The organism is Novosphingobium beihaiense (genome assembly GCF_022832375.1).
GTDB classification, from domain to species: Bacteria; Pseudomonadota; Alphaproteobacteria; order Sphingomonadales; family Sphingomonadaceae; genus Novosphingobium; species Novosphingobium beihaiensis.
The window spans coordinates 91,104-114,715 of record NZ_JALHLG010000007.1 but is presented as its reverse complement, the minus strand read 5'-3'; the positions used below and the strand labels follow the sequence as shown (position 1 = coordinate 114,715).

At 63.7% G+C, this 23,612-nt stretch carries 21 protein-coding genes and 1 tRNA gene; 9 read left to right on the top strand and 13 right to left on the bottom strand.

Going from position 1 to position 23,612, the window contains the following annotated elements:
- Nucleotides 1-105 precede the first annotated feature (105 nt).
- From MTR66_RS07465 to MTR66_RS07445, 5 genes are all read right to left on the bottom strand, one after another.
- Nucleotides 106-3,222 carry a glycoside hydrolase family 2 TIM barrel-domain containing protein gene (locus tag MTR66_RS07465; RefSeq protein WP_243919319.1) on the bottom strand — a complete coding sequence of 1,039 codons (3,117 nt, stop codon included), beginning with the start codon at nt 3,220-3,222 and terminating at the stop codon, nt 106-108.
- Between the two features lie 80 nt (nt 3,223-3,302).
- Nucleotides 3,303-5,573 (bottom strand): S9 family peptidase, encoded by a 2,271-nt coding sequence (locus MTR66_RS07460; RefSeq protein WP_243919317.1) that lies wholly within the window; start codon nt 5,571-5,573, stop codon nt 3,303-3,305.
- A 187-nt stretch (nt 5,574-5,760) separates the two neighbouring features.
- Nucleotides 5,761-6,690, bottom strand: a complete 930-nt coding sequence (locus MTR66_RS07455; RefSeq protein ID WP_243919316.1) for a dihydrodipicolinate synthase family protein — start codon at nt 6,688-6,690, stop codon at nt 5,761-5,763.
- Between the two features lie 573 nt (nt 6,691-7,263).
- The gene (locus tag MTR66_RS07450; protein ID WP_243919315.1) at nt 7,264-7,431 is read right to left on the bottom strand and encodes a hypothetical protein; all 168 of its coding nucleotides are present in this window, start codon (nt 7,429-7,431) and stop codon (nt 7,264-7,266) included.
- Between the two features lie 184 nt (nt 7,432-7,615).
- Nucleotides 7,616-7,706: transfer RNA gene (locus MTR66_RS07445), tRNA-Ser, on the bottom strand.
- Nucleotides 7,707-7,782: 76 nt separating this feature from the next.
- Here MTR66_RS07445 and MTR66_RS07440 point away from each other — a divergent pair.
- Nucleotides 7,783-8,793, top strand: coding sequence for a peptidylprolyl isomerase (locus MTR66_RS07440; RefSeq protein ID WP_243919314.1), 1,011 nt, complete (start codon nt 7,783-7,785; stop codon nt 8,791-8,793).
- A 33-nt stretch (nt 8,794-8,826) separates the two neighbouring features.
- On the top strand, nt 8,827-9,153 hold the full coding sequence (locus tag MTR66_RS07435) for a DUF1905 domain-containing protein (protein ID WP_243919313.1): 327 nt from the start codon (nt 8,827-8,829) through the stop codon (nt 9,151-9,153).
- A 6-nt stretch (nt 9,154-9,159) separates the two neighbouring features.
- Here MTR66_RS07435 and MTR66_RS07430 read toward each other — a convergent pair whose 3' ends face one another.
- Nucleotides 9,160-11,253 (bottom strand): RelA/SpoT family protein, encoded by a 2,094-nt coding sequence (locus MTR66_RS07430; RefSeq protein WP_243919312.1) that lies wholly within the window; start codon nt 11,251-11,253, stop codon nt 9,160-9,162.
- A 285-nt stretch (nt 11,254-11,538) separates the two neighbouring features.
- Between MTR66_RS07430 and MTR66_RS07425 the strand changes: the two genes are divergently transcribed.
- On the top strand, nt 11,539-11,949 hold the full coding sequence (locus MTR66_RS07425; RefSeq protein ID WP_243919311.1) for a PilZ domain-containing protein: 411 nt from the start codon (nt 11,539-11,541) through the stop codon (nt 11,947-11,949).
- Nucleotides 11,950-11,971: 22 nt separating this feature from the next.
- Here MTR66_RS07425 and MTR66_RS07420 read toward each other — a convergent pair whose 3' ends face one another.
- Nucleotides 11,972-12,916 carry a patatin-like phospholipase family protein gene (locus MTR66_RS07420; protein ID WP_243919310.1) on the bottom strand — a complete coding sequence of 315 codons (945 nt, stop codon included), beginning with the start codon at nt 12,914-12,916 and terminating at the stop codon, nt 11,972-11,974.
- Nucleotides 12,917-13,102: 186 nt separating this feature from the next.
- Between MTR66_RS07420 and rutB the strand changes: the two genes are divergently transcribed.
- From rutB to rutA, 4 genes are read left to right on the top strand one after another with little or no spacing between them, the layout of a single operon-like run.
- Entirely contained in the window at nt 13,103-13,834 is a 732-nt protein-coding gene (rutB, locus tag MTR66_RS07415) for a pyrimidine utilization protein B (protein WP_243919307.1), read from the top strand.
- A 16-nt stretch (nt 13,835-13,850) separates the two neighbouring features.
- Entirely contained in the window at nt 13,851-14,234 is a 384-nt protein-coding gene (gene rutC, locus MTR66_RS07410) for a pyrimidine utilization protein C (RefSeq protein ID WP_243919306.1), read from the top strand.
- Complete coding sequence (gene rutD, locus MTR66_RS07405; RefSeq protein WP_243919302.1) at nt 14,227-15,009, top strand: pyrimidine utilization protein D; 783 nt, start codon at nt 14,227-14,229, stop codon at nt 15,007-15,009. The genes rutC and rutD overlap by 8 nt, the downstream gene beginning before the upstream one ends.
- Nucleotides 15,010-15,012: 3 nt before the next feature.
- Nucleotides 15,013-16,083: a pyrimidine utilization protein A gene (gene rutA, locus MTR66_RS07400; protein ID WP_243919300.1), complete on the top strand. Its 1,071-nt coding sequence runs from the start codon at nt 15,013-15,015 to the stop codon at nt 16,081-16,083.
- A 23-nt stretch (nt 16,084-16,106) separates the two neighbouring features.
- On the opposite strand, the gene MTR66_RS07395 is transcribed toward rutA, so the two are convergent.
- Nucleotides 16,107-17,423 (bottom strand): S41 family peptidase, encoded by a 1,317-nt coding sequence (locus MTR66_RS07395; RefSeq protein WP_243919298.1) that lies wholly within the window; start codon nt 17,421-17,423, stop codon nt 16,107-16,109.
- 212 nt (nt 17,424-17,635) lie between these two features.
- Nucleotides 17,636-18,499: an oxygen-dependent coproporphyrinogen oxidase gene (gene hemF, locus MTR66_RS07390; RefSeq protein ID WP_243919296.1), complete on the bottom strand. Its 864-nt coding sequence runs from the start codon at nt 18,497-18,499 to the stop codon at nt 17,636-17,638.
- A 44-nt stretch (nt 18,500-18,543) separates the two neighbouring features.
- Here hemF and pdeM point away from each other — a divergent pair, with 44 nt between their 5' ends.
- Complete coding sequence (gene pdeM / locus MTR66_RS07385) at nt 18,544-19,236, top strand: ligase-associated DNA damage response endonuclease PdeM (RefSeq protein WP_243919294.1); 693 nt, start codon at nt 18,544-18,546, stop codon at nt 19,234-19,236.
- A gap of 167 nt (nt 19,237-19,403) precedes the next feature.
- Entirely contained in the window at nt 19,404-19,925 is a 522-nt protein-coding gene (gene infC, locus MTR66_RS07380; RefSeq protein ID WP_243919292.1) for a translation initiation factor IF-3, read from the top strand.
- 132 nt (nt 19,926-20,057) lie between these two features.
- On the opposite strand, the gene MTR66_RS07375 is transcribed toward infC, so the two are convergent.
- The 4 genes from MTR66_RS07375 to MTR66_RS07360 form a co-directional block, all read right to left on the bottom strand.
- Nucleotides 20,058-20,591 (bottom strand): J domain-containing protein, encoded by a 534-nt coding sequence (locus MTR66_RS07375; protein ID WP_243919290.1) that lies wholly within the window; start codon nt 20,589-20,591, stop codon nt 20,058-20,060.
- An 88-nt stretch (nt 20,592-20,679) separates the two neighbouring features.
- On the bottom strand, nt 20,680-21,222 hold the full coding sequence (gene pal, locus MTR66_RS07370) for a peptidoglycan-associated lipoprotein Pal (protein WP_243919288.1): 543 nt from the start codon (nt 21,220-21,222) through the stop codon (nt 20,680-20,682).
- Between the two features lie 109 nt (nt 21,223-21,331).
- Complete coding sequence (gene tolB / locus MTR66_RS07365; protein ID WP_243919286.1) at nt 21,332-22,705, bottom strand: Tol-Pal system beta propeller repeat protein TolB; 1,374 nt, start codon at nt 22,703-22,705, stop codon at nt 21,332-21,334.
- Complete coding sequence (locus MTR66_RS07360) at nt 22,702-23,607, bottom strand: TonB C-terminal domain-containing protein (RefSeq protein ID WP_243919284.1); 906 nt, start codon at nt 23,605-23,607, stop codon at nt 22,702-22,704. The genes tolB and MTR66_RS07360 overlap by 4 nt, the downstream gene beginning before the upstream one ends.
- Nucleotides 23,608-23,612 lie beyond the last annotated feature (5 nt).

Genomic DNA, 23,612 nt, shown 5'->3' with positions numbered 1-23,612 from the left:
GCGGCCGCTCTATTCCCTCCCGTGCCGCCGCCTGCGAAGTACGCGCCCGGTTCCCTGGAACCGGGCGTTTTTTTGTTCTCCAAACGCGTTGGGGAAACGCCTGCCTCAGGGCTGGCCGATGGTGAAGGACCAGCTCACCGGCTTCAAGGCGATGCGATAGGGCATGTGCGCCCGGCCATCGAGGTTCCAGCCGGTATCCCCGCCCACTCCGGCCTGTGCCGCATCGATCAGCAGCGTGCCGTTGCCATGCGGGCGAATGTCCGAACTATGCGCCTTGCCCGGCGGCTTCAGCGACAGGTCCGCATAAGGAAACGCCAGCGCATTAACGGATAGCGGCTGCATGCCGGTAACACGCAGACCATTGACGCGCCCGCCCGTGCCGCGACCGGTCAGTTCGATCCAGCGCACATCGGTTTTGTTGCCGCTTTCCTGCGGGCGCGCATAGTCGTGGAACTGGTCCGCCAGGCTGCCGCCCCAGCGGCCGATCATCCCGCCGCTCTTGCGATCCGCATATGTCTCCTGAGGCCCGCGCCCGTACCAGCGCACGTGATCCAGCACCGGCGACGTCTCGAAGGCAAGGCCAAGGCGCAAAGGGTCCGGCAGAGTGTCGCGCAGCGGCTCGAACCGCGCGGTGACGCCTACCGTGCCGTCCGCCGCCATCGTCCAGCGCGTTTCCACCTTCACCGAGCCGACGCCCATGTCGTGCCGCACGACGATCGCGTTGCCATCGCGCATGACCGCTTCCACACGGCGGTTCTGCGAAAAATACTGCCACATCGCGTGAGATCTAGGCACGCGCGAGCCCACATCGTTGTCGGTCGGCGCGCGCCAGAAATTGGGGGCGCCGCCAGTCAGCAGCACCTTTCCTCCACGCGCATAGCGCCGCACAAGGCCGGTGGCGCGGTCTATTTCCAGCACCGCATCACCTGCCGCGAGCCGCAGGATCCCTTCGCTCTCCTGCGGCGCGACCGCGCCAGCCGGGACAGTGCCTGCGGGTGCAGGAGACAGCGCGAACTGCTCCCAGCCGACGACATGGCCCGCAGGCTGCATCGGCACCGTTCCGGCCTTCGCCCGGGCCCGCAGCGTCAGCAAGCGCTCGGCCGAGGCATCCTTCGCCGCCGGGACGGGCACGGCGAGCCGCGCGCTCTCTCCCGCGGCGGCGGCGGGCGTGGCGAGCATGCCCTGTGCCGTCTCGACGCCGTCTTCCGTCACCGACCAGTCCAGCGTGAAGCCCGAAAGGCCGATATGATCGTGGCGATTGACCACGCGATATCCGCCCGCATCCTGCACGAAAGCGACGGGCGACTGGACATGCGCCAGTTCGTAGTACTCCGGATCGGGCGTGCGATCGGACTGGATCACACCGTCACCGACCGGGCTGTCATCGCCGTGAACGCCCGGCGCCGCGGGATCGGGATCGAAGTCCGGCCCTTGCGCCCAGTAGTCGCGCCCGTCCTTGTCCTTCATCAGCATCGTCTGGTCCACCCAGTCCCACACGAAGCCGCCCTGCAGCTTGGGATAGCGGCGCATCGTCTTCCAATAGCCCGCGATATCGCCGAGGCTGTTGCCCATGGCATGCGCATATTCGCAGAGGATCAGCGGCTGCGTGAATGCCGGGTCTTTCGCATAGTCGATCAGCTTGGGCACATCGTCATACATCGGCGCGAAGATATCGGCGTAGGCATTCGTTGGATGCCGCCAGTTGCTCATGCTCCAGCCCAGGAAGCTGACGAGGCGGGTGGGATCGTTCTCCTTCACCCACTTCGCCGCCGCCTCGAAGCTGTCGCCGACGCCGGTCTCGTTGCCGAGCGACCAGAAGATGATCGAGGGGTGGTTGCGATCCCGCTCAACCATGCGGCTGACGCGGTCGAGATGCGCCGTCCGCCACTTCGGGTCGTTGCCCAGCAGGTATGACGGATCGTTATCATGCTGCTGCGACAGCGAGAGATAGCCGTGGCTCTCGATGTTGGCCTCATCCATGATGTAGAGACCGTATTCGTCGGCAAGGTCGTACCAGCGCGGGTCGTTGGGATAGTGGCTGGTGCGCACGGCATTGATGTTGGCGGCTTTCATCAGCTCGATGTCCCGGCGCATCGTCGCTTCGGAAACGACGTGGAAGGTCCGGGGATCGTGCTCGTGCCGGTTGACGCCGCGGATCATGATGCGCTTGCCGTTGACCCGCACTTCACCGCCCGCGACCTCCACCGTGCGAAAACCGATGCGGCGGCTGGCCGCCTCCACCAGCCTGCCTTTGCCGTCGAAGAGTTCGATCAGCAGCGTGTAGAGGTTGGGCGCTTCCGCCGTCCAGGTGCGCACGCCCGGCAGCGATGCGGCAAGCGCGACGCGGCCTTGCCCGGTGCCTTCGCGCACGGCGGCCTGCCGCTTGCCGTCGAGCACGGTCGCACGTACCCGCATCGGTGCGTGAAGCCCGCCAAGATCGACCTTCACGCGCAGCCTTCCGTCACGGTAGCCGTTTTCCAGCCCTGCATCGACGAGGAGATCGCGGATATGCGTCGGCGGGGCGGCGTAGAGCGTCACGCTGCGCTCGATGCCGTTGACGCGCCAGAAGTCCTGATCCTCCAGATAGCTGCCGTCGGCGAAGCGGTAGAGTTCGATCGCCACGGTGTTGCGGCCCGGATGGGCATGGGCGGTGATATCGAATTCGGCGGGAAGCTTGGAATCCTCGGAATAACCGGCCCTCTGCCCATTGACCCATATGTAATAGGCCGCGCCCGCCGCACCGACCGTCAGCAGCAGACGGCGTCCGGCGAAGTGCGCGGGAATGGTGAAGTCCCGCCGGTACGAGCCGACTTCGTTGAGCGCATGATCGATCTTGGGCTGGTTGCGCGGAAACGGATAGCCGCTGCCCACGAAGACCGCGCGGCCATGCTCCTCGGCCTGGAGGATACCGGGCACCTTCATCGTGCCCCAGCCGCTGACGTCGAAATCCGGCCGGAAGAAGTCAGCGGGGCGGCTTTCGGGATTGGCGGAGAGGTGGAATTTCCACTCTCCATCCAGCGAAAGGTGATAGCGCGATTTGGCGGTATCGCCTGACAGGGCAGCCGCCCGGCTCTCGAACCCGTCGAAAGTGGTGTGCATCGGCTCGGCGCCCTGACGGACGACTTCGGGCTGCTCCCATTCCGCCGCGGGCGTACCGGCGAGGGCGGGATTGATGAGAAGGCAAGCGGCAAGCGCCGCCATGCTGGTGTGAACGGTGCGCATACCTATTCCCTTTTCAGCAAGGTGATCGTTCAGGCGGCTGCATCATCTCCGCGAAACCGGGAATGACGAAGAACGCAAAACTACTGCAGCGCCCGCACGAAGAAATCGAACTGCCGCCGCGTCACATAGTCGATCGGGCCGGTCGAACGGCCCACGCTGTGCCCGCCGCCGGGGACAACAAGGAGATCGAAATCCTTGTCCGCCTCGATCAGTGCATCCACCACTTGCATGGTCGAGGCGGGATCAACATTGCTGTCCTGCTCGCCCACGATCAGAAACAGCTTACCCTTGAGCTGCGCCGCGTGATCGACTCCCGAAGCGGCGGCGTAGCTGGCATCGACCGGCCAGCCCAGCCACTGCTCATTCCAGCTGATCTTGTCCATGCGGTTGTCGTAGCACCCGGCAAGCGCGACGCCTGCCTTGTAGAAGCCGCCATGGAACAACAGCGCATTGAGCGTGCTCTGTCCGCCAGCCGATGCCCCGTAGATGCCCACGCGGCTGATGTCGTAGGAAGGATCCTGCGCGGCCAGCGCCTTGTGCCAGGCGATCCGGTCCGGAAAGCCGGAGTCCTGCAGGTTCTTCCACGCCACGTCCTGAAACGCCTTGGAACGGTTGGCCGTCCCCATGCCGTCGATCTGCACGACGATGAAGCCAAGATCGGCCAGCGCCTGCATTCCGATCACCTTGTCCCCGCCCGAATGGTAGCCGAAGGGCCAGAACTGCTTGGGAACGAAGCTGTCGTGCGGACCGGCGTAGATATTCTCGATCACCGGATAGCGTTTGGCCGGATCGTAGTCGTGCGGGCGCACCACAAGTCCCCAGATGTCGGTCTTGCCGTCGCGGCCCTTCGCCGTGAAGACCTGGGGCGGACGAAACCCTGCCGCCGCGAGGCGCGAAATGTCGCCTCGGGTCACGGTGGCGACCGGAGAGCCGTCCGCCGCCCGGCGCAGCGCGCTGACGGTGGGCAGATCGACGCGCGAATAAGTATCGACAAGCAGCCGCATGTCCGGCGAAAGGCTGACGTCGTGGTCGGCCATTTCCGGAGTCAGCGCGGTCAGATTGCGCCCGTCGAAATCCACGCGGTAAGCATGGCGAAAATAGGGATCCTCGCCCTTGTTTATGCCACTGGCCATGAACCAGACCTGCCGCTTCGCCTCGTCCACCTTCAGCACCTCGCGCACCACCCAGTCTCCCGTGGTGATGCGGTTCTTTACCCGGCCGCTGCGCCCATCGATCAGGTAGAGGTGGTTCCAGCCGTCACGCTCGGAGGCCCAGATGATCTCGTCGCCGGTCTTGCCCAGTTCTTGGACGAAGCGCCTATCGGCATAAACGAACGTGCGTGCATCCTCGGTAACGGCGGCATGGGCCGTGCCGGTGGCGGCATCCACCGCGATGACCCTGGCCTGCCCGAAGCCGCGCGCGATGTAGTCGAAGGCAACGCTGCGCCCATCGGGCCGCCAGCGCGGATTGGATAGCTGGTAGGGGTTGGGAAACAGCGCCGCGTCGATCACCGTTTCGCGTCCGGTATCGATATCGAACAGCACCGGCTGCTCGATATCGACGGCATCTCCGGGCTTGGGATAAAGCTGGCTTTGCAGCCTGGGCTGGATCTGCCCGTCCGGGGCAGCTTCCACCCGCAGCACATGGCGGGCATAGCCGGGGCGCACACGATAGATCATCAGGTGGCGGCTATCCGGCGACCAGGCGATCGTCTCGGGATCATAGAAATCGCCAGCCGAACCGTCCGTACTGAGGCGCACCGGCTCTGCGCCGCCCTTACGGCGCACGACGAGGTTATCGTCTTCCACAAGGGCTTCGCGCTTCCCGTCGGGCGACAGGCGTGGATGGTTGTCGGCCGGGACCGACAGATCGCGCACGACACCGAAACCACGCGGACGGCTTGGATCGGCCTGCGCCTCGCAATGATAGTCCGATAGCGTGCAACGCCAGCCCTGCTCGTCCAGCCAGAAGGCGATCGTCTGCCGGTCGCCCACATAGTCGAACCCGGTGAAGGGCAGGCGCATCGGCTGCACCGTCCGGCCCAAGGCGCGGCTCAATTCCCGCGCGAGACGGTCGTGATCGAAAGCGGCCGACTTCGCCAGGGTCACGGCATCAGCGGTCTCGAAGGCGAAGCCGCCCTCCACGGTCTTGCGATAGGTGAACGCTGAGGAGTCGGGCAGCCAATGTGCCGGCCAGGCGATCTCGCGGGTGAGGTACTGCCAGTTCTCACGCAGAGCCACCGATCGATCAACATCCTCGCGCGAAGGCCCGGGAGCGGCGAATGCCGGCTGGCAAAGCAGCAGCCCTGCAAGAAGGCCGGACAGGGACAGACGGCGTAGCACGCGGGACATGGCAGACCTCTCGACAACGACGATGGTGCCGCCGGATCGCCACAAGGCGCGGATCCGGCGGCAGGCAGGGTTATTTCATCTGAAAGCCCGCCCGGAACGGGGCTTCATGGCTGATCCAGGCCGTGCCGAAACGGGGGGCAGCGGGGCGGTGTTGCATACAGAAGCCCTGTGCCGCATCGCTGCGCCTTCAGGCCGCCGTGAGAGCAGCGGGCACGGACGGGGTGAGATCCGGACGCGTCGCGGCGGCTTTCTCGACCATCGCGATCACTTCGGCGCGGCGCTCTCCCTGGAGCACGTAGCGCGGGGGCAGGACGCGTTCCGAGCCCCGGCCCATCACCTCCTCGGCCAGCTTGATCGACTGGACAAGGTCATGCTCGGCATCAAGGTGCAGCAGCGGCATGAACCAGCGGTAGATTTCCTGCGCCTTGGCATGATCGCCGCGGGCGAAGGCATTGACCAGTTCGACCGATTCCCTGGGAAAGGCGTTGGTGAGACCCGACACCCAGCCCTGCGCGCCCAGATAGAGGCCTTCCAGCGCGACATCGTCAAGCCCGGCAAACAGCACGTAACGATCGCCGAATTCGTTGCGGAAATCGGTGAAGCGCCGGGTATCGGGCGCCGACTCCTTCACCGCAACGATGTTCGGCACGTCCACCAGTGCGGCCAGCACGCCCTTGTCGATCACGGTGCGATAGGCAGGCGGGTTGTTGTAGAGCATGATCGGCAGCCCGGTGTTCTCTGCCACGCCCCTGAAATGGGCGGTCAGTTCGGGCGCCTTGGGCACATAGACCATGGGCGGCAGCAGCATGATGCCATCCGCACCCGCATTTTCCGCCGCCTGCGCATAGCGTGCCGCGCGCCGCGTATCGTATTCGGAGCAGCCGGTGAGAACCGGGACACGTCCGTTCACGACTTCGACGATGGCGGAAAGGACCTGAACTTTTTCATCGAATTCCAGCGAGTTGTTCTCGCCCACCGTGCCGAGCGCGATCACTCCCGTGACGCCGTCCCTGATCAGGTCGTCGACGACGCGCTGGGTGTCCGCCACGTCGATCGACAAGTCCTCGCGGACCTGTGTGGTGACTGCCGGGAAAACACCCTTCCAACCGATTGCCATGTAAGTTCTGTCCTGCTTTCTTTAATTTAGCAATCGTATACTATATTTTCCATAAGGTGCAATCGCTCTTTTCACACCTCGGACCGGCGAGCAGGAGGATACGCCTCGGGCCGCTTCGCCTCTAAAGCAGAGGTCGCAAGGTTCCTTGAAGATCAACCCGATTTTCCCAAGATGCGGTTTGGCACTGTGCCCCATGAAACTGCCAACCGCATTCTTACACGCGTTATCTACGCGGATATGGTCGCGCGTCCCCACATCAACGCGGACTTTCCTTTGCGAAGAGTCGTCCTGTGCGGCGATTGTGAAAAGCGGCAGACCTCCTGCTGGCCAAAGAGCAAGTCCGGCGAGAAGCACCCTTACTATATGTACTTCAACAAGGAATGCCTCAGCCATAGGAAGTCAATCCGCCGCGCCGAGATCTAAGGGCTTTTTGAAGAACTGCTGGAAAGCATGCGCCCGTCTAAAAGCCTGTTCGATGTTGCCCGGCTGATGTTCGCCGATGCATCGGATCAGCAAACTCGCATTGCATCGCATGGCTGGGAAGCCGCCAAGCGCGCTCTGCTCAAACCTGATTCAGAAGTGGCAAAGCTGCTGGATCTCATAGTCGATACCTCCAGCAATAGCGCCATCAGCGCCTATGAACAGCGTATCGCCAAGCTGGAGCGGGAAAAACTGGTCTGGCAGGAAAAGAGCGCGAAACTGGGCAAGCTCAAGCCCCCCTTCGGCGAGATGTTCGGACACACTCTGTGGTTCCTCGCGAACCCTTCGAAACTCTGGGGAAACGGCGATATCATAGGCCGCGAAACAGCTCTTCACGTGCTGTTTTCAGGACACCTTATCTATAGCCGGAACGAGGGATTTCGAACACCCGAAACCACTAAGGTTTTCAAGGCATTGGAGGGGCTGAAAACCGGAAATTTCAGAATGGCGGAGCGGGAGGGATTCGAACCCTCGATACGGGGTTACCGTATACACACTTTCCAGGCGTGCGCCTTCGACCACTCGGCCACCGCTCCGCACTCTGGTGAGGGCGTGCCCCTAGCGTGGGTTACGGGGTTTCGCAAGCGGTCTGAGCATGGCATCTTCGCTTACATGCACAAATTTCTTCCGGGCCTTGTCCCTGTCTTGCTGGGCACCTCTGCCATTCCCGTTCCCGCCGCAGCCCAAGAGCAGGCTCCGTTGCAGACGCCGGACCAGATCGTTGCCGCTGCGCCGGCAGCGGATTGGGTGCGGATCGCGCCATCAGATCTGATGGTGATGAATCTGGCGCCCGATGCCAAAGGTTCGCCGCGCCGCGTGGTTATCCAGCTTATATCCAAGCCGTTCTCGCAGGGCTGGACCGGCAACATCCGCAAGCTCGCCGCCGCGCGCTGGTTTGACGGAATCGCGGTCGTGCGGGTGCAGGACAATTACGTTGTGCAATGGGGCGATCCCGATGGCGAAGTGCCGGGCAAGGCCAAACCTCTGCCAGACGGGCTGCGCACGATGTCCGGGCTGGAATATACGGCAGATGCCGCAAGCGCCACCGACCCCGCTCTCAGACGCAAGATCGCCGCATTGGAAAAGGTTGCGGGCATGATGTCCAAGGTCAGCGATATGGCCCCTGCGGAAGTCCTGCGCAGCCGTGATCCCTACGCCCTTGTCACCGGGTTCGAAGCTGGCTGGCCGGTTGCTTCCGATAGCGCAAGAATCTGGCCTGCTCACTGCTATGGCACGGTTGGCGTTGGCCGCAATCTCTCCCCGGATACCGGGACAGGCGCGGAACTCTATGCCGTCATTGGCCAGGCGCCGCGCCAGCTGGACCGCAACATCGCCGTCGTTGGCCGCGTGATTGCAGGGATGGAATACCTGTCCTCGCTGCCGCGCGGGACCGGCGAAATGGGGTTCTACAAGACACCCGAAGAGCGCACGCCGATTGTGTCCGTTCGCATGGGCAACGACGTGCCGGACCTGCCCGGCTACGCGTATCTATCCACCGCAAGCAAGAGCTTCCGCGCCTACATGGAGAAGCGTGCCAACCGGAAGGACGATTTCTACATCCAGCCTGCAGGCGGAGTGAGCCTGTGCAATGTGCCCGTGCCTGTCCGCGCCCTGCCCCTATAATCCTGCCCCGGTAATCTCGAAAGCGCAGCAGCAATGCCCATCCCTAGCGAGCATCTCTCTCACAATGGCAGCCTCTGGCGCTGGACCGGAGCATCCGGCAGCGCCGCCTGGCATTTCGTCACGATCGATGGAGAGGCAGGCGAAGCGCTCTCCGCGACAGCACTGATGCGCAAGCTGGAGGGCACGGCCCGCGGTTTCGGATCGCTCAAGGTCAAGGCGCGGATCGGCGATACGGCCTTTGCCACATCGGTGTTTCCCAGCAAGGCGGACGGCGGCTGGCTGCTGCCCGTCAAAGCAGCCGTCCGCAAGGCCGAAGACCTGGCGGATGGCGACGAATTGCAGGTCTTTCTCGAAGTCTGATCCGGATCAGATACGCACCGCTTCCGTTACCGCCTCGCTGGCGCGCAAGGCCCCGATGATGCGCGTGAGGTGCGCCAGATCGGCGACTTCGAGGTCCACCTCGTAAGTCCCGAAGGGATCGTCGCGCTGGACCATGTTCAGGCTCGCGACATTGGCGCGGTTGGACGCAAACACCTGCGTCACTTCGGCCAGCGTGCCGGGGCGGTTGTATAGCACGAGCCGCAACCGTCCGATCGCCCCGGTGGTCCGCTCCCCCCATGACAGATCGAGCCAGTCGGCATCGACGCCATTGGCCAGCGTGAGGCAATCGATCGTGTGGACTTCCACTTTCTTGTCCGGGCGGCGCAGGCCGACGATGCGGTCCCCCGGCACCGGGTGGCAGCATTCGGCCAGCTCGAAGCCCATGCTGGGGGTGAGCCCCCGGATCGAGATCGCCCGCTCCGCATGAGTCCATTCGGGGTCTTCGGGCAGTTCGGCGGTGCTGCCGGGCACCAGCGCTTCCATCACCTCGCGATCGGTCAGACGGGCCGATCCGATGGCGAACATCAGATCTTCCTCATCGCGCAGTTCCAGCCGCTTGATCGCGCTTGAAATCGCTTTCTTGCCGATCCGTTGCGGCAGCCGGCCGGCGATCTCGTCGAACAGCTTGGTGCCGATCTCGGACACTTCCGCCCGCTCCTTGGCCCGGACAGCCCGGCGGATCGCGGCACGTGCCTTGCCGGTGATGACGAAGCCCAGCCAGGAAAGCTGCGGCTCCGAATTGGGGCTCTTGATGATCTCCACCACATCGCCGTTGGCAAGCTGCGTGCGCAGCGGCACATGGCGGCCGTTGATCTTGGCCCCCACTGCGGCATTGCCGAGATCGGTATGCACGGCATAGGCGAAGTCCACTGCCGTCGATCCCTTGGGTAACTGGTTCAGCGCCCCCTTGGGGGTGAAGGCGAAGATGCGGTCCTGATAGATCGCCAGCTTGGTATGTTCGAGCAGTTCCTCGGCGTCGTGGCTGGCATCGACGATTTCGATCAGGTCGCGCAGCCAGCCCACTTGCCCGTCCGGCCGGGTGCCGCCCTGCTTGTAGGCCCAGTGCGCAGCGAGGCCGAACTCATTGGTGCGGTGCATTTCCTTGCTGCGGATCTGCACTTCCATGCGCATCGAGTTTTCGTAGATCAGCGCAGTGTGGAGCGACTTGTAGCCATTGGACTTGGGCGTCGAGATATAGTCCTTAAAGCGCCCCGGGATCATTTGCCAGGTCTGATGCAGCACGCCCAGCGCGCGGTAGCAGTCATCCGGCGTTTCGGTCAGGACGCGGAAAGCCATGATATCGGTGATCTGTTCGAACGTCACATGACGCTCGGCCATCTTCTTCCAGATCGAATAGGGGTGCTTCTCGCGCCCTGTCACTTCCACCTGAATACCCGCCTCGGCCAGCGCCTGCTTGATGGCCAGTGCGATATCATCGACCTGCCCGCCCTCCTGGCTGCGGATCTGCGCCAGACGGCCGGTGATCGTCGCATAGGCTTCCGGTTCGAGCTGCTCGAACGCGAGCAATTGCATCTCGCGCATGTATTCGTACATGCCCACGCGCTCGGCCAGCGGGGCGTAGATATCCATCGTCTCACGCGCGATGCGCTGGCGCTTTTCCGGCCGCTTGATGAAGTGCAGCGTGCGCATGTTATGCAAGCGGTCGGCAAGCTTCACCAGCAGGACACGCAAGTCCGCGCTCATGGCAAGCAGGAACTTGCGCAGATTTTCCGCGGCGCGCTCGCTCTCGGTCATGACCTCGATCTTGGAGAGCTTGGTCACGCCGTCGACCAGCCGCGCGACATCGGGACCGAACAGCTTCTCGATCTCATCGATCGTGGCGAGCGTGTCTTCCACGGTATCGTGCAGCAGCGCGGTGATGATGGTCTGCTGATCGAGCTTCAGCTCGGTCATCAGACCGGCCACTTCCACCGGATGGCTGAAATAGGGGTCCCCGCTCGCGCGCTTCTGCGTGCCGTGCTTCTGCACGGTATAGACATAGGCACGGTTGAGCAGGGCCTCATCGGCCTCTGGCGCGTAATCCTTGACGCGTTCGACGAGTTCATATTGGCGGAGCATGCTATCCTGACATGTCAGGATTTTTCGTCAGGCCACAAGAGGAAAGCCCAATAGCTGCACATTTTGCAACAGTTTTAGCTCTACTCAGGGCGACTGCGTAGGTAACCAGAAAAGCTTAACAGCCCGGTCATCATGCCGTCCTCAAAACGGTACGGAGCACTGCCGCAAACGCAGCGGCCGCAAGCTCCGCACATACGGGAAAACAGATACCAAAGGGTGCGGAACATGACTGCCATGGCTGGTTTGAAACTTGCAGATACCGCGCCGAACGCCGGGCTTGCGCCCTTGGCAGCGGCCCACGGGCTCTCCGAAACCGGCCACCGCCCGCGTCCGCCGCGCCAGCGCACGCTGATCCGTGCCGTCATGCGCGCCCCCGGCCTTCCCGGGCACGATGTCATTGTCCGCGATGTATCGGAACGCGGCATGCGCATCGCCTCACGCGGGATCACCGCGCATGTGGGCGAAACGCTCATCATCAGCTTGCCGGACGGTATCGAGGTGGAAGCCCGCGTCCGCTGGTCCAAGGCCGGGGAATTCGGTGCCGAACTCACCGGCGACCTCGATCTGCGGCGTATCGGCCTGACCAACCAGCGCCGCCATGCGCGGAGCGCAGGCGACGTGATCCACTGGCTGATCGATGAACGCCTGCGCGCTCCGGCGCAACCGCACGCCGCGCAGAGCCTGCGCTGCTGCTAGGCTCAGGCCGTGAAGCGCGCCTTCACACGATGTCCTTGATTTCGTCCCAATGGGCATCGACCGCTGCGGCACCGGCGGCCATGGCCTTGCGGATCTTGGCGGGATCGAATTCCAGCGTATCGGAGAAGTCCTCCGCCGGTTCGATCGTGCGCACCGGCACGAAGTGATAACGGGCCACCGTCTGATCGAGCGGAGCAAGCAGACGGAGCACCTCTTCCGGTGAATTGCCCGCTTGCGTCAGTTCCTCCCACATCCGGTTTCGCGCCACCAGGGTGTCGTTGATCAGGCCCGTGTTCGCCAGATCGTTACGCGAGACTTCCGATTGCAGGATGCCCACCGACCGCAGCCCGATCGGCACCAGACCGCCGAAGCTCTTGTCCTTCACCGAACCGGCAGGCGGCGAGGCACGGATCACCAGCACACCGGTGGGGTTTTCCTTCATCGCCGCGCCCAGCGGCGTCACGTCGCGCACGCCGCCGTCCACCCACTGCGCGCCGTCGCTGGTTTCCAGCGGATCGAAATAGACCGGCATGGCGCTGCTGGCATAGACCCAGTTATCGATGCCGGGCACGCTCTGATCGATGGTCCGGAACTCGCCCGACTGCAGTTGCACCACGCCCAGCCGCAGCGCGATCCCCGATCCCGCCAGCCGCTGCGGATCGTAGAGTCCGGCCAGCAGCTTGCGCAGCGGCCGCGCGTCGTAGATGCCCTTGGCGCCGAACAGCACGGCAAAAGGCAGGAAACGCTTCTTGTAGATGTCGCTGTCCTTGCGCAGGCTCAGCCAGAATTCCTTGAGCCGCTCGATATCGTCCTGCGCCGCCCCCAGCGCCTGGATCGCGCCCGTGGACGTGCCCACCACGATATGCGGTTTCACGCCATACTTGCCCATGAGCGCATCGAGGACGCCAACCTGGAACGCGCCTTTCGCGCCGCCTCCGCTCAACACGATGGCCAGTTTCTTGCTCACGCTGTCCCTTTCCTGATTTCCGTTGCAGACGGAAGACTTCGCATAGTTTCATAAACGAAATTTGGCGGGCAATTAATTTCTGGAAACGGTTTGGCCCGAAATTCAGGCGAACACGATAAAACGAAACACTTCGTGCGCAAATTTCGACAGCTTGATCCCTTTCCGCTGCTGCCCAATAGTGCGTGGGTGAACGAACATATTGTTGACCCCTCGCCTTCCGGAACCGGACCTTCGGCCGTGCTGCCTTCACGCCCCGAGCCGATCCGGATCGATCCGGCCACCACGGCGGTGATCGTCGTGGACATGCAGAACGCCTATGCCAGCAAGGGCGGCTATGTGGACGAGGCGGGCTTCGATGTCGGCCCCGCGGCCAGCGTGGCGGGCAAGATCGCGGACGTGCTCGATACCGCCCGCGCCGCGGGAATGCCGGTGATCTTCCTGCAGAACGGATGGGATGCGGACTATACCGAGGCAGGCACGCCGCTCTCCCCCAACTGGCACAAGTCCAACGCCCTCAAGACCATGCGCAAGCGCCCGGAACTGGCCGGGCGGTTCCTGGCGCGCGGGGGCTGGGATTACGAACTGGTCGATGCCCTCACCCCCAAGGACGGGGACTTGCGCGTGCACAAGCCGCGCTATTCGGCCTTTTTCAATTCGCAGCTGGACAGCGTGCTGCGCGCGCGCGGCATCCGCACCCTGATCTTCACCGGCATTGCCACCAACGTCTGCGTCGAATCCACGCTGCGCGACGGATTCCACCTCGAATATTTCGGGGTGCTGCTGGAAGATGCCACCCATCACCTGGGGCCGGACTTCATGCAGCAGGCCACGGTCTACAATGTCGAGAAGTTCTTCGGCTGGGTCAGCACCGCCGCCGATTTCCGCACCGCCGTGAGCCAGCTTCCTCCCAAGGCCTGACCGCAAGGAGCCTTCCATGTCTTTCGAACCGATCAATCCCTCTGCCTTTCCCGCACCGATCGCCCCTTACTCCGCGGGCGCGAAAGCGGGCGGCGTGCTCTACGTTTCCGGCATGCTGGCCCTCGGCGAAGGCGGCATCGTGCTCTATCCGGGCGATGCCGCCGCGCAGACCCGCCATGTGCTGGACGCGGTCAAGACCACGGTGGAAGCCGCGGGCGGCACTATGGCGGACGTGGCGATGAACCACATCTTCCTGAAGGATCTGGCCGATTACCCCGCGTTCAACGCCGTCTATGCGGAATACTTCCCCGGCGACAAACCGGCCCGCTACTGCATCCGGTGCGATCTGGTGAAGCCGGAATGCCTCGTGGAAGTCGCATCGGTCGCGCACATTGGCTGAGGCCGCCGGGCTCTACTACGAAACCCATGGCCCGGCGGATGCCCCGCCGGTGATCCTTTCCAGCGGGCTCGGGGGCTCCGCCGGATATTGGGAGCCCAATATCGCAGCGCTCGCCGCGCAGCACCGGGTCATCGCCTACGACCACCGCGGCACCGGCCGCAGCAGCCGTGCTCTGCCCGGGCCAGCGTCGGTCGAAGACATGGCGCGCGATGTCCTCTCGCTGATGGATGCCCTCAGGATAGAGAGCGCCAGTCTGGTGGGCCATGCGCTCGGCGCCATGATCGGGATCGAGGCCGCGCTCGCGTCCGGACGGATAGAGCGGCTGGTCGCGATCAATGCCTGGCGCACATTGTCCGCCCATACCCGCCGGTGCTTCGAAGCGCGGCTGGCGCTGCTGCGTTCGGCCGGGGCGGAAGCGTTCCTGCAGGCGCAGCCGCTGTTCCTGTTTCCGCCCGACTGGATCGCCAGCCACGACGCCCAGCTCGCGGCCGAACTTCCGCATCACCTTGCCGCCTTTCCCGGCGCCGAAACGATGGAAAAGCGGATCGACGCCGTGCAGGCCTATGCCCCGCACCCATCCGCCATCGCCGCGCTGCCGCCCTTGCTGGCGATCGCCACGCGTGACGATTTTCTGGTGCCTTTCGCATCGGCGCGCGAACTGGCGGCCTCGTTTCCGCAGGCCCGGATCGAAACCTTCAAATGGGGCGGCCACGCCTGCAACGTGACCGATCCCGAACGCTTCAACCCCATCGTGCTCGAATTTCTCAGGAGCTAGACCATGCAAGTCGGCGTTTTCGTCCCCATCAACAACAACGGCTGGCTGATCAGCACCACGTCTCCGCAATACAAGCCCACGTTCGATCTCAACAAGGAGATCGCCTTGCGCGCGGAGAAGCACGGGCTCGATTTCCTGCTTTCGATGATCAAGCTGCGCGGCTTTGGCGGCAAGAGCGAGTTCTGGGAATACGGGCTGGAAAGCTTCACCTTGATGTCCGGCCTTGCGGCGGCGACGGAGAAGATCAAGATCTTCGCCACTTGCCCCACCCTGATCATCCCGCCCGCTTTCGCCGCGCGCATGTGCAACACGATCGATTCGATCAGCCACGGCCGTTTCGGGCTCAATCTGGTGACGGGATGGCAGCCCCCCGAGTATACCCAGATGGGCCTGTGGCCGGGGGACAAGCATTTCAGCAACCGCTACAAGATGCTCGACGAATATGCCCAGATCCTGCGCGAGCTATGGGATACCGGCCGCAGCGACTTCAAGGGCGAATACTACCAGATGGACGATTGCCTCGTGCGGCCCCAGCCGCAGGGGGACATGAAGATCATCTGCGCCGGATCGTCCGACGCAGGGCTGGGCTTTTCAGCCAAGTGGGCGGACTATGCCTTCTGCCTGGGCAAGGGCGTCAACACGCCCACCGCCTTTGCCTCCAACAACGAACGCCTTGCCCGCTTCACCGCGCAAACCGGGCGCGACGTAAAAGTCTTCGTCCTCGTCATGATCATCGCCGCCGAAACCGATGAGGAAGCGATGGCGAAGTGGAAGCTCTACAACGACGGGGCCGATCTCGATGCCATTGCCTGGCTGGCCGATCAGGGCGCGAAGGATACCGTCAATACCGATACCAACGTGCGCCAGCTCGCCGCTCCCGAAGGCGCGGTGAACATCAACATGGGCACGCTGGTGGGCAGCTACGAAAGCGTGGCCCGCATGCTCGACGAAATGGCCGAAGTGCCCAACACCGGCGGCGTTCTGCTGACGTTCGACGATTTCATCGAAGGGGTGGAGAATTTCGGCACCCGCATCCAGCCCCTGATGAAGAGCCGGTCAAGCGTTCCCGCCTGACGGGCCCGCCTGCTTAACCAGGGTCAGTAGACGCCGGGCAGTTCGCGCTGCACTGCGTTCGGGTTCTTGGCCTTCAACAGCCGCCGTCCGGCGCCCTGCTGCGCCACGCCTGCCGTTGCGATCGCGGTGCAGCTTCGCCCGTCGAGGAAATTAAGCGCCGCCTTGATCGAGGGTTCCTGCGGATTACCCAATTGATAGGAAATGTCGTCGGTGGCCTGGCACGTCTGCGGCAGCACGCTGGCCAGGCCCGTGTAGTAATCGCCCTCGTGATTGGCATTTTCCACTTTCAGCGCAATCGCGCGCAAGCGGTCATCGCACGGTGCATTGTCCAGCCCGACCTGCCCCACCGGCTTGCCATAAGTATTGCTGCCGATCAGCGCCGCGTTGGAGCCGAGATAGGGTTTCTCGGCATTGATCAGCAGTTCGCTCGCCGATGCCGTGCTCCCCGTGCCGATAAAGGCAATGCGGGTCGCCGCGATCGCTTCGGGCTGGCTGGAGAAGTAGTTGGTTTCGTTCTCGTCCGATTTCGAATCGCGGAACGTGGTGTAGCTTTGCACCTGGCCGGTGCGCTGGGCATTGAGCAGGTCCGAAAACAGCTGCGAAACCTGAAGAAGGCCGCCGCCGTTATACCGCAGATCGACGATAACCTCGGTAATCCCCTGCGATTTGAAATCGGCAAACGCGCTGCGCAGCGCAGGCTCGGCCGTATCCACGAACGTGCGCAAGGCAATGTAGCCGACCTTGCGCCCGTTATCCTCGATTACTTTGGCGCCATAGCGCGAGGACACGGGATCGAGCGCATAGTCCTGCTTGGAAACGCTCACGGTCGAGACCGAGCTATCGGGCTGGCGGATCTGGAACACGCGCGTGGTGCCCACGGTGGACGGCCCCATGGCATCGCTTACCGCCTGGGTTCCGCCGTTTTGGACCAGCGACTGGACCGATTGCAGGTTGGAAGCCGACGTGCCGATGGCGATGATCTCGGTGCCCCGGTCCATGCCCGCCGCCAGCCCCGGCGCCCCTTCATAGGCTTCCACCACGAACAACCGGTTACTGTTGTAGTCGAAGCCCAGTTGCACACCCAGACCGGCCGTTTCGCCCTTTTCGTAATAGGCATCCTCTTCCGATATGGAGGTCAGATAGGTGAAATAGCGGTCTTTCGACTGCGCCCGCGCGGGGGCGACAAGCGCATCGATGTAATCACTCACCGTCGAGTAGCTGGCCGGGTCCACGGAACTGTCGAGCAGATCGGGAAACAGATACCACTCCTGCAACTGCGCGAGCGTCCACTGCTGGCGGGACGAGAGCGAACAGGCCGTGGGTGTGGGCGTGCTGGTCACGGGCGGCGTGGAACCGGGCGTGGGCGTTGCGCCCGAAGCCGTAGAACCTGTCGAGGAAGAACCGCCCCCGCCGCAGCCAGCCAGCGTCGCGGCAAGCGCAAGAAGACAGGAAAAACGGCCAGATCGCATGAAACCCCCGAAGAAAACTTGAAGTTCAAACTCTTAAGGGGTCATCCGGCAGGGTCAAAAGTTAAATCGCGGCAAGGCGAAAATCAGCTCCATGTGGCCTCTGGCGGCAGGCTCATCAGGATGGCATCGATATTGCCGCCGGTCTTCAGGCCGAACAGAGTGCCACGGTCATAGACGAGGTTGAACTCGGCGTAGCGGCCGCGCCATTCGAGTTGCTGCGCCTTGTCCGCAGGTGTGAAGTCCATGCCCATGCGGCGGCGCACGATCCGGGGGAAGACGGCCAGAAAAGCCTCGCCCACCGCTTTGGTGAAGGCGAAGTTGGCTTCCCATGCCGCCTCGTCCGCGCATTCGAGGTGATCGTAGAAAATGCCGCCTACACCGCGATGAACCTTACGGTGCGGAATATAGAAATACTCGTCCGCCCAGGCCTTGAAGCGATCATGGTAGTCCGCGCCGTGGGCATCGCAGGCGGCCTTGAGTTCGGCGTGGAACTCGGCCGTATCCTCATCGTAAGGCAGCGGCGGATTGAGATCGGCGCCGCCGCCGAACCATGCCTTGGTGGTCGTGAGGAAGCGGGTGTTCATGTGCACGGCCGGAACATGCGGATTGGCCATGTGCGCCACCAGGCTGATGCCCGTGGCCGAAAAGGCGTTCTGTTCGGCCGAGGCACCATTGATGGTCTCGGCGAAATCCTTCGCCAGCCCGCCGGAAACGGTGGAAATATTCACCCCGGCCTTTTCGAAGACCTTGCCTTTGATCAGCCCGCGCGTGCCGCCGCCGGTTTCGCCTTCGCCCCCTTCCACGGCCGCCCGTTTCCACGGGGTATATTCGAACGCGGCGCTGGAACCCGCCTCCCGCTCGATAGCCTCGAATTCGGCGCAGATATTGTCGCGCAGGGTTTGGAACCATTCGCTGGCGCGGGCGGCATAAGGGGTCCAGTCGGTCATCGTGCGCGCTTGCCAAATCGCGCGGCCTGCGGCAAGGGGAAGCCATGGTTCCCTTTTCGTTCTGCGGTCAGGAAATGCGGCTCGTCACCGGCGTGCCGGGACGGGCAAGCGCGCTGTTCTGGCCACGCGAACAGGCGCTGCTGGTAGCGGACCTGCATCTGGAAAAGAGCAGCTTCTTCGCCCGCAGCGGCCAGATGCTCCCCCCTTACGACAGCCGGGAGACTCTGGAGCGCCTGTCCATGGCCGTGCGCCTCACCGGGGCGCGGCGGGTCTTTGCGCTGGGGGACAATTTCCACGACAGCATGGGCCCCGAACGGCTTGAGCCGCATGCCGCGGGCATGCTGGCCGCACTCACCCGCGCGCTGGACTGGGTCTGGATCACCGGCAACCATGATCCGCAACTCGGCCCCGATGCCGGAGGGACCTGCCTGGAAGAACTGCATACCAGCGGCATCGCCCTGCGGCACATCGCCCAGGAAGGAACGCTGGAAGCAGAGCTTTCCGGGCACTTCCATCCCCGCCTTGTGGTGGAAACGCGGGGGCGGCGTATCGCCCGCCCTTGCGCGGTCATGAGCGGCAACCGGATGGTGCTTCCCGCGTTCGGAAGCCTGACCGGCGGCATGAACGCAGCCGATCCTGCGATCCTTTCCGCGCTCCAGCCCGCGGAGGCGATAGAGGCCCTCGTGCCAGCCCGCGAAAGGCTTGTTCGCTATCCCCTCTGGCGAAAAGCGGCCTGAGTCCGTATATTGGGTAAAGGGCGAGGGCACACTGGAACGCACTTTCTTAACAGGCTTGCGCGAAATCCCGCTTTGCGCGCCCGCGCGATTCGCACTAATGACCCGCGAATCCGAATATGCAACGGTAACGATTCAGGAGAACGCTTATAGCACCCCCACCCCGGCGTATGATGACGCCCCCGGTCAAGAGTGGACCGCGCTACAATAACATGATCCAGTCCGACAAGGTTCGCGTCATCGACGAGAACGGCGAAAACCTTGGCGTCATGTACACTCGCGAAGCCATCGAACAGGCGGCCGATGTCGGCCTTGACCTGGTCGAAGTCTCGCCCAACGCGGATCCGCCGGTGTGCAAGTTCCTCGATGTCGGCAAGTACCGGTATGAGGCCCAGAAAAAGGCCAATGCCGCGCGCAAGACCCAGAGGACGCAGGAGATCAAAGAGATCAAGATGCGCCCGAACATCGACGATCACGACTATGACACGAAGATGCGCAACGTCGTCCGCTTCATCGGCGACGGTGACAAGGTGAAAGTCACCCTGCGCTTCCGTGGCCGTGAGCTGTCGCACCAGCAGCTGGGCATGAACCTGCTGCGCCGCGTGCAGGAAGACGTCGCCGAGATCGCCAAGGTCGAAGCCTATCCGCGCATGGAAGGCCGGCAGATGCTGATGGTGCTGGCGCCAAAGTAACGCGCCGGGCACCCGCCTGACAAAAACAAAGGGCGCTCCCTCGATGGAGCGCCCTTTGTTGTGTCAGCGGCACATCGTCCTGCCTGACATGAAGGACCAGACCGGCCCGGCAAGACGGGCACAAAGGCGCCCCTACCCTTTCCACTCCCGCCGCTCTTCGGCCGCGCGCAGCACTTCGTAGGCAAGCTGATAGGTCTGAAACGCCTTGGCCGCATCGGCATCGCCCGGGCGCACGTCCGGGTGGACTTCCTTGGCCTTGGTGCGCCAGGCCTTGCGCACCGCGTCGAAATCCGCATCTGGATCGAGCCCCAGCGCTTCCAGCGCGCGCAGTTCATCACGGCTGCGCGTGCCGTCACCCGATCCGGCCCAGCCGTAATGCGCCGATTCCTGATAGCCCGCTGCCTCGGCCCGCTCCTGCGCCTCACGCTCGGCCGCGGCTTCCTTGTCGAGACCGGCGAAATAATCCCATCCCGCGTTGTATTCGGCCGCGTGTTTCTGGCAGAAGTACCAGCGGTCGGGGCTGTTGGGGCTCTTGGGCGCGGGGCAATCGCCCGGCTCGTTGCAGCCATGGCGATCGCACAGGCGCACCTGCGCCGCCTCGCGCGAGCTGCCATAGCCGCGCCAGCGCGGGAATCCCCAGTCGTTTGATCGGCGTGCGCGGCTCATCCGAAGCGCGATAATCCGCGAATCGAAACCGATGCAACCCTTTGAGGGCTCCGCCACCGATTATCCGGCAGCGAAGCCCTCATACGGATCAATCGATCGTGATCGTCACGGCGCGGCGGTTCTGCGCCCAGGCCTGCTCGTTCGAGCCAAGCGCCACCGGGCGTTCCTTGCCGTAGCTGACGGTCGAAAGCCGCGACGCATCGACCCCCAGGCTGATAAGGTAGTTCTTCGCGGCATTGGCGCGGCGCTCACCCAGGGCAAGGTTGTATTCACGGGTGCCGCGCTCGTCGCAGTGACCCTCGATCGTGACGCGCTTGTTCGGATACTGCATCAGCCACTGCGCCTGCTTGGCCAGCGCGGCCTGATCCATCGAATCGATGTCGTACTTGTCCGTGTCGAAATAGATGGTGTCCGCCCCCATCATCTTCGCCACGAAATCGGCCTGGCTGCCCGCGATCGGGCCGCTGGGCTGGCTCGGCGCGGTTGTCGTCGTGGTGGTCGCCGGGCCGGGTTCGGGCGGCAGTTCGGCAGGCGCCGTGGTCTTGCAGGCGGAAACGGCAAGAGCGCCCGCCAGCAGCAGCGCTGCCGCCCCGCTCCTGGTGTGCCGGGAAATAGTGTGGGAAGAAGGCATGGGCAGTCTCCTTTGGTGCTCAGCCTGGAGGAATGGCTGGCGAGGGGGGAAGTTCCGTAGAATTCTCAACAGAGTCAACCGGAACGATTAAAGGACATCAGCAATCCGCTCAGGGCCGGACAGGCCCCCATGCGGGATCGGACGCGCCCACCGGCGTGGGCAGCTTGCGCTCGTTGCGGCCGGTGAGGTCAACCTGCCAGATCGAAGTCACGCCGGAGTTCTTCTCGGTACGGAAGAACTGCACGATGCGCCCGTTCGGCGACCAGGTCGGCGCCTCGTCCTGCCAGGAATTGGTCAGATAGCGCATGTTGCGCCCGTTGGGAGACATGACCGCGATGCGCAGGTTTCCGGCAATGTGGGTGAAAGCGATCTGATCGCCGCGCGGGCTCCATTCGGGCGTGGCCGAACGGCCGCCGAAGAAACTGATGCGATGCTGGCCTGATCCGTCCGCGTTCATCACATAGACCTGCTGGCTGCCCGAACGATCGCTTTCGAACACGATCTTGCTGCCATCGGGAGAGAAGCTGCCGCCGATATCGATACCGGGGCTGTCCGTCAGCTTCGTGGCCTGACCGCCGGAAGCAGGCATCTTGTAGATGTCGGTATTGCCCGCGATCGCCATCGAATAGAGCACCCACTTGCCATCGGGCGACCAGCGTGGGGCCAGCGTCGGGTTCTTGCTGCGCAGGAGCAGTTTCTGCGTGTTGGAACGCAGATCGTAGATATAGATGCTCGGCTCTCCGTTGAGATAGGAGAGGTAGAGGATCTTCGAATAATCGGGCGAATAGCGCGGCGTCAGCGCCGTCGCTTGCCCGCTGGTGAGATAGCGCATGTTGGCGCCATCCGAATCCATCACCGCCAGCCGCTTCATCCGGTGGCTCTTGGGGCCTGTCTCGGCGATGTAGGCAATGCGCGAATCGAAGAAGGGGCTTTCGCCCGACAGGCGCGAATAGACCATGTCTGCGCACTTGTGCGCCGCGCGGCGCCAGTCCTGCGGATTGACCTTCCATCCCGCCTTGGCCAGCGGCTGCTTGAGCGCTACGTCAAAGAGATAGCAGCCCACGGTAAGGGTATCGTCCGGATTGGCATGGACATAGCCCTGCACCAGCATGTCCGCGCTGCGCATGGACCAGATCGGATAGTTGGGCTCGCGAACCTGGTCGAACGATGGCTGCGGCAGCCCGCCCGGCCCGGCGGGTTTGAACAGCCCGTTGTTCTTGAGATCGGCCGCGACCACACTCGACAGCGCCCGGCCAAGCGCCGACGTAGATCCCGCATTGGTGCGCGTGGGCACATCGGCGTCGGTGGCGAAGACCGTGATGGCAATACCCAGATCCTGCCACTCGCTATCGTCGGAAACCGTGACTTCGAGCCCTTCCGAGGCCTGAGCCTCCGGCTGTGCGGGCGGCGCTGCATCCTGCGCCAGCGCGGCGCTCGACACGGCCAGCAGCAATCCGAACGCAAGGTGATGGAACGTCTTCATTGCGATAGCTTCCTGTCAAAGTTGGTCGTGATGACCTTCCAGCCCTGATAGAGATCTTCGGGCAGATCGAAAGGCGCCGCAAGTTTCACCGCGCGCACGGCCTGTTCCTGATGGCGCTGGACTTGCGCCTTGTTCGCCGCGGTCTGGCCACTGGTACTCAGAACCTGCGGCTCCCCCTTCAGGCTGCCGTCGGGATTGAGCCGGAAACGCACGCGTGTCACGAGCAAGTCCGCATCCGCGCCTTGCGGCGCCTGCCAGTAGGGCTTGAGCTGGCGGTTGATGGCCGCGGCCAGTGCGGAAACCTGCCTGGGGCCAAATTCCGCCGCGGGCATGCCCTTGCCGGAATCGGATGTGGCGCCCGGCACACCATCGCTGAAAGCCTGCGCGAACGAACTGGCGCCGCTCTTGCGCGGAGTCTTGCTGCCCTTGCTTGACGGGGCCTGAGTGGAACGGCTCGGCTTTGCAATGATATCGTCGATCGCGCTGGACTTGCGGCTTGAAGACTTCTTCGGCGGGGTCTTCACAGGTGCAGGCTTGGGCCGGGGCTTGGGTTTGTGCACGGCCTTGGCGACAGGCTTCGGCGCGGGTTTCGGTTTGGGCGGTGCCGGTTGCGGCTGCGGCTCCTCAGCGGCTTGCGGCTGCGGCTCGGGAGCGGCGGGTTCGGGCGGAGGCGCCGGTTCGCCGAGCACCGGGCCGCGATCCGGCGCGGCCTTGCTGAAGGGATCGGGCGACATCGAAGTCTTGCCGTAGATATCGCTGATCGTCACTTCGATGCGCTGGGGCGGCTTGACGATATCGTGCATCGGCGGGCGGATCATCAACGCCGCCAGCACGGCCGCGTGAAGCGCAACCGCAACGGCGAGGCCGATGCCCTCTTCCTTACGCAATGCCGTGGATGCCATCCGCC

What these genes read in the sequence shown, in the direction of transcription:
- MTR66_RS07465 (WP_243919319.1), bottom strand. Translation starts at nt 3,222, where the DNA reads ATGCGCACCGTTCACACCAGCATGGCGGCGCTTGCCGCTTGCCTTCTC.
- MTR66_RS07460 (WP_243919317.1), bottom strand. Translation starts at nt 5,573, where the DNA reads ATGTCCCGCGTGCTACGCCGTCTGTCCCTGTCCGGCCTTCTTGCAGGG.
- MTR66_RS07455 (WP_243919316.1), bottom strand. Translation starts at nt 6,690, where the DNA reads ATGGCAATCGGTTGGAAGGGTGTTTTCCCGGCAGTCACCACACAGGTC.
- MTR66_RS07440 (WP_243919314.1), top strand. Translation starts at nt 7,783, where the DNA reads ATGCACAAATTTCTTCCGGGCCTTGTCCCTGTCTTGCTGGGCACCTCT.
- MTR66_RS07435 (WP_243919313.1), top strand. Translation starts at nt 8,827, where the DNA reads ATGCCCATCCCTAGCGAGCATCTCTCTCACAATGGCAGCCTCTGGCGC.
- MTR66_RS07430 (WP_243919312.1), bottom strand. Translation starts at nt 11,253, where the DNA reads ATGCTCCGCCAATATGAACTCGTCGAACGCGTCAAGGATTACGCGCCA.
- rutC (WP_243919306.1), top strand. Translation starts at nt 13,851, where the DNA reads ATGTCTTTCGAACCGATCAATCCCTCTGCCTTTCCCGCACCGATCGCC.
- rutA (WP_243919300.1), top strand. Translation starts at nt 15,013, where the DNA reads ATGCAAGTCGGCGTTTTCGTCCCCATCAACAACAACGGCTGGCTGATC.
- hemF (WP_243919296.1), bottom strand. Translation starts at nt 18,499, where the DNA reads ATGACCGACTGGACCCCTTATGCCGCCCGCGCCAGCGAATGGTTCCAA.
- pdeM (WP_243919294.1), top strand. Translation starts at nt 18,544, where the DNA reads ATGGTTCCCTTTTCGTTCTGCGGTCAGGAAATGCGGCTCGTCACCGGC.
- infC (WP_243919292.1), top strand. Translation starts at nt 19,404, where the DNA reads ATGATGACGCCCCCGGTCAAGAGTGGACCGCGCTACAATAACATGATC.
- MTR66_RS07375 (WP_243919290.1), bottom strand. Translation starts at nt 20,591, where the DNA reads ATGAGCCGCGCACGCCGATCAAACGACTGGGGATTCCCGCGCTGGCGC.
- pal (WP_243919288.1), bottom strand. Translation starts at nt 21,222, where the DNA reads ATGCCTTCTTCCCACACTATTTCCCGGCACACCAGGAGCGGGGCGGCA.
- tolB (WP_243919286.1), bottom strand. Translation starts at nt 22,705, where the DNA reads ATGAAGACGTTCCATCACCTTGCGTTCGGATTGCTGCTGGCCGTGTCG.
- MTR66_RS07360 (WP_243919284.1), bottom strand. Translation starts at nt 23,607, where the DNA reads ATGGCATCCACGGCATTGCGTAAGGAAGAGGGCATCGGCCTCGCCGTT.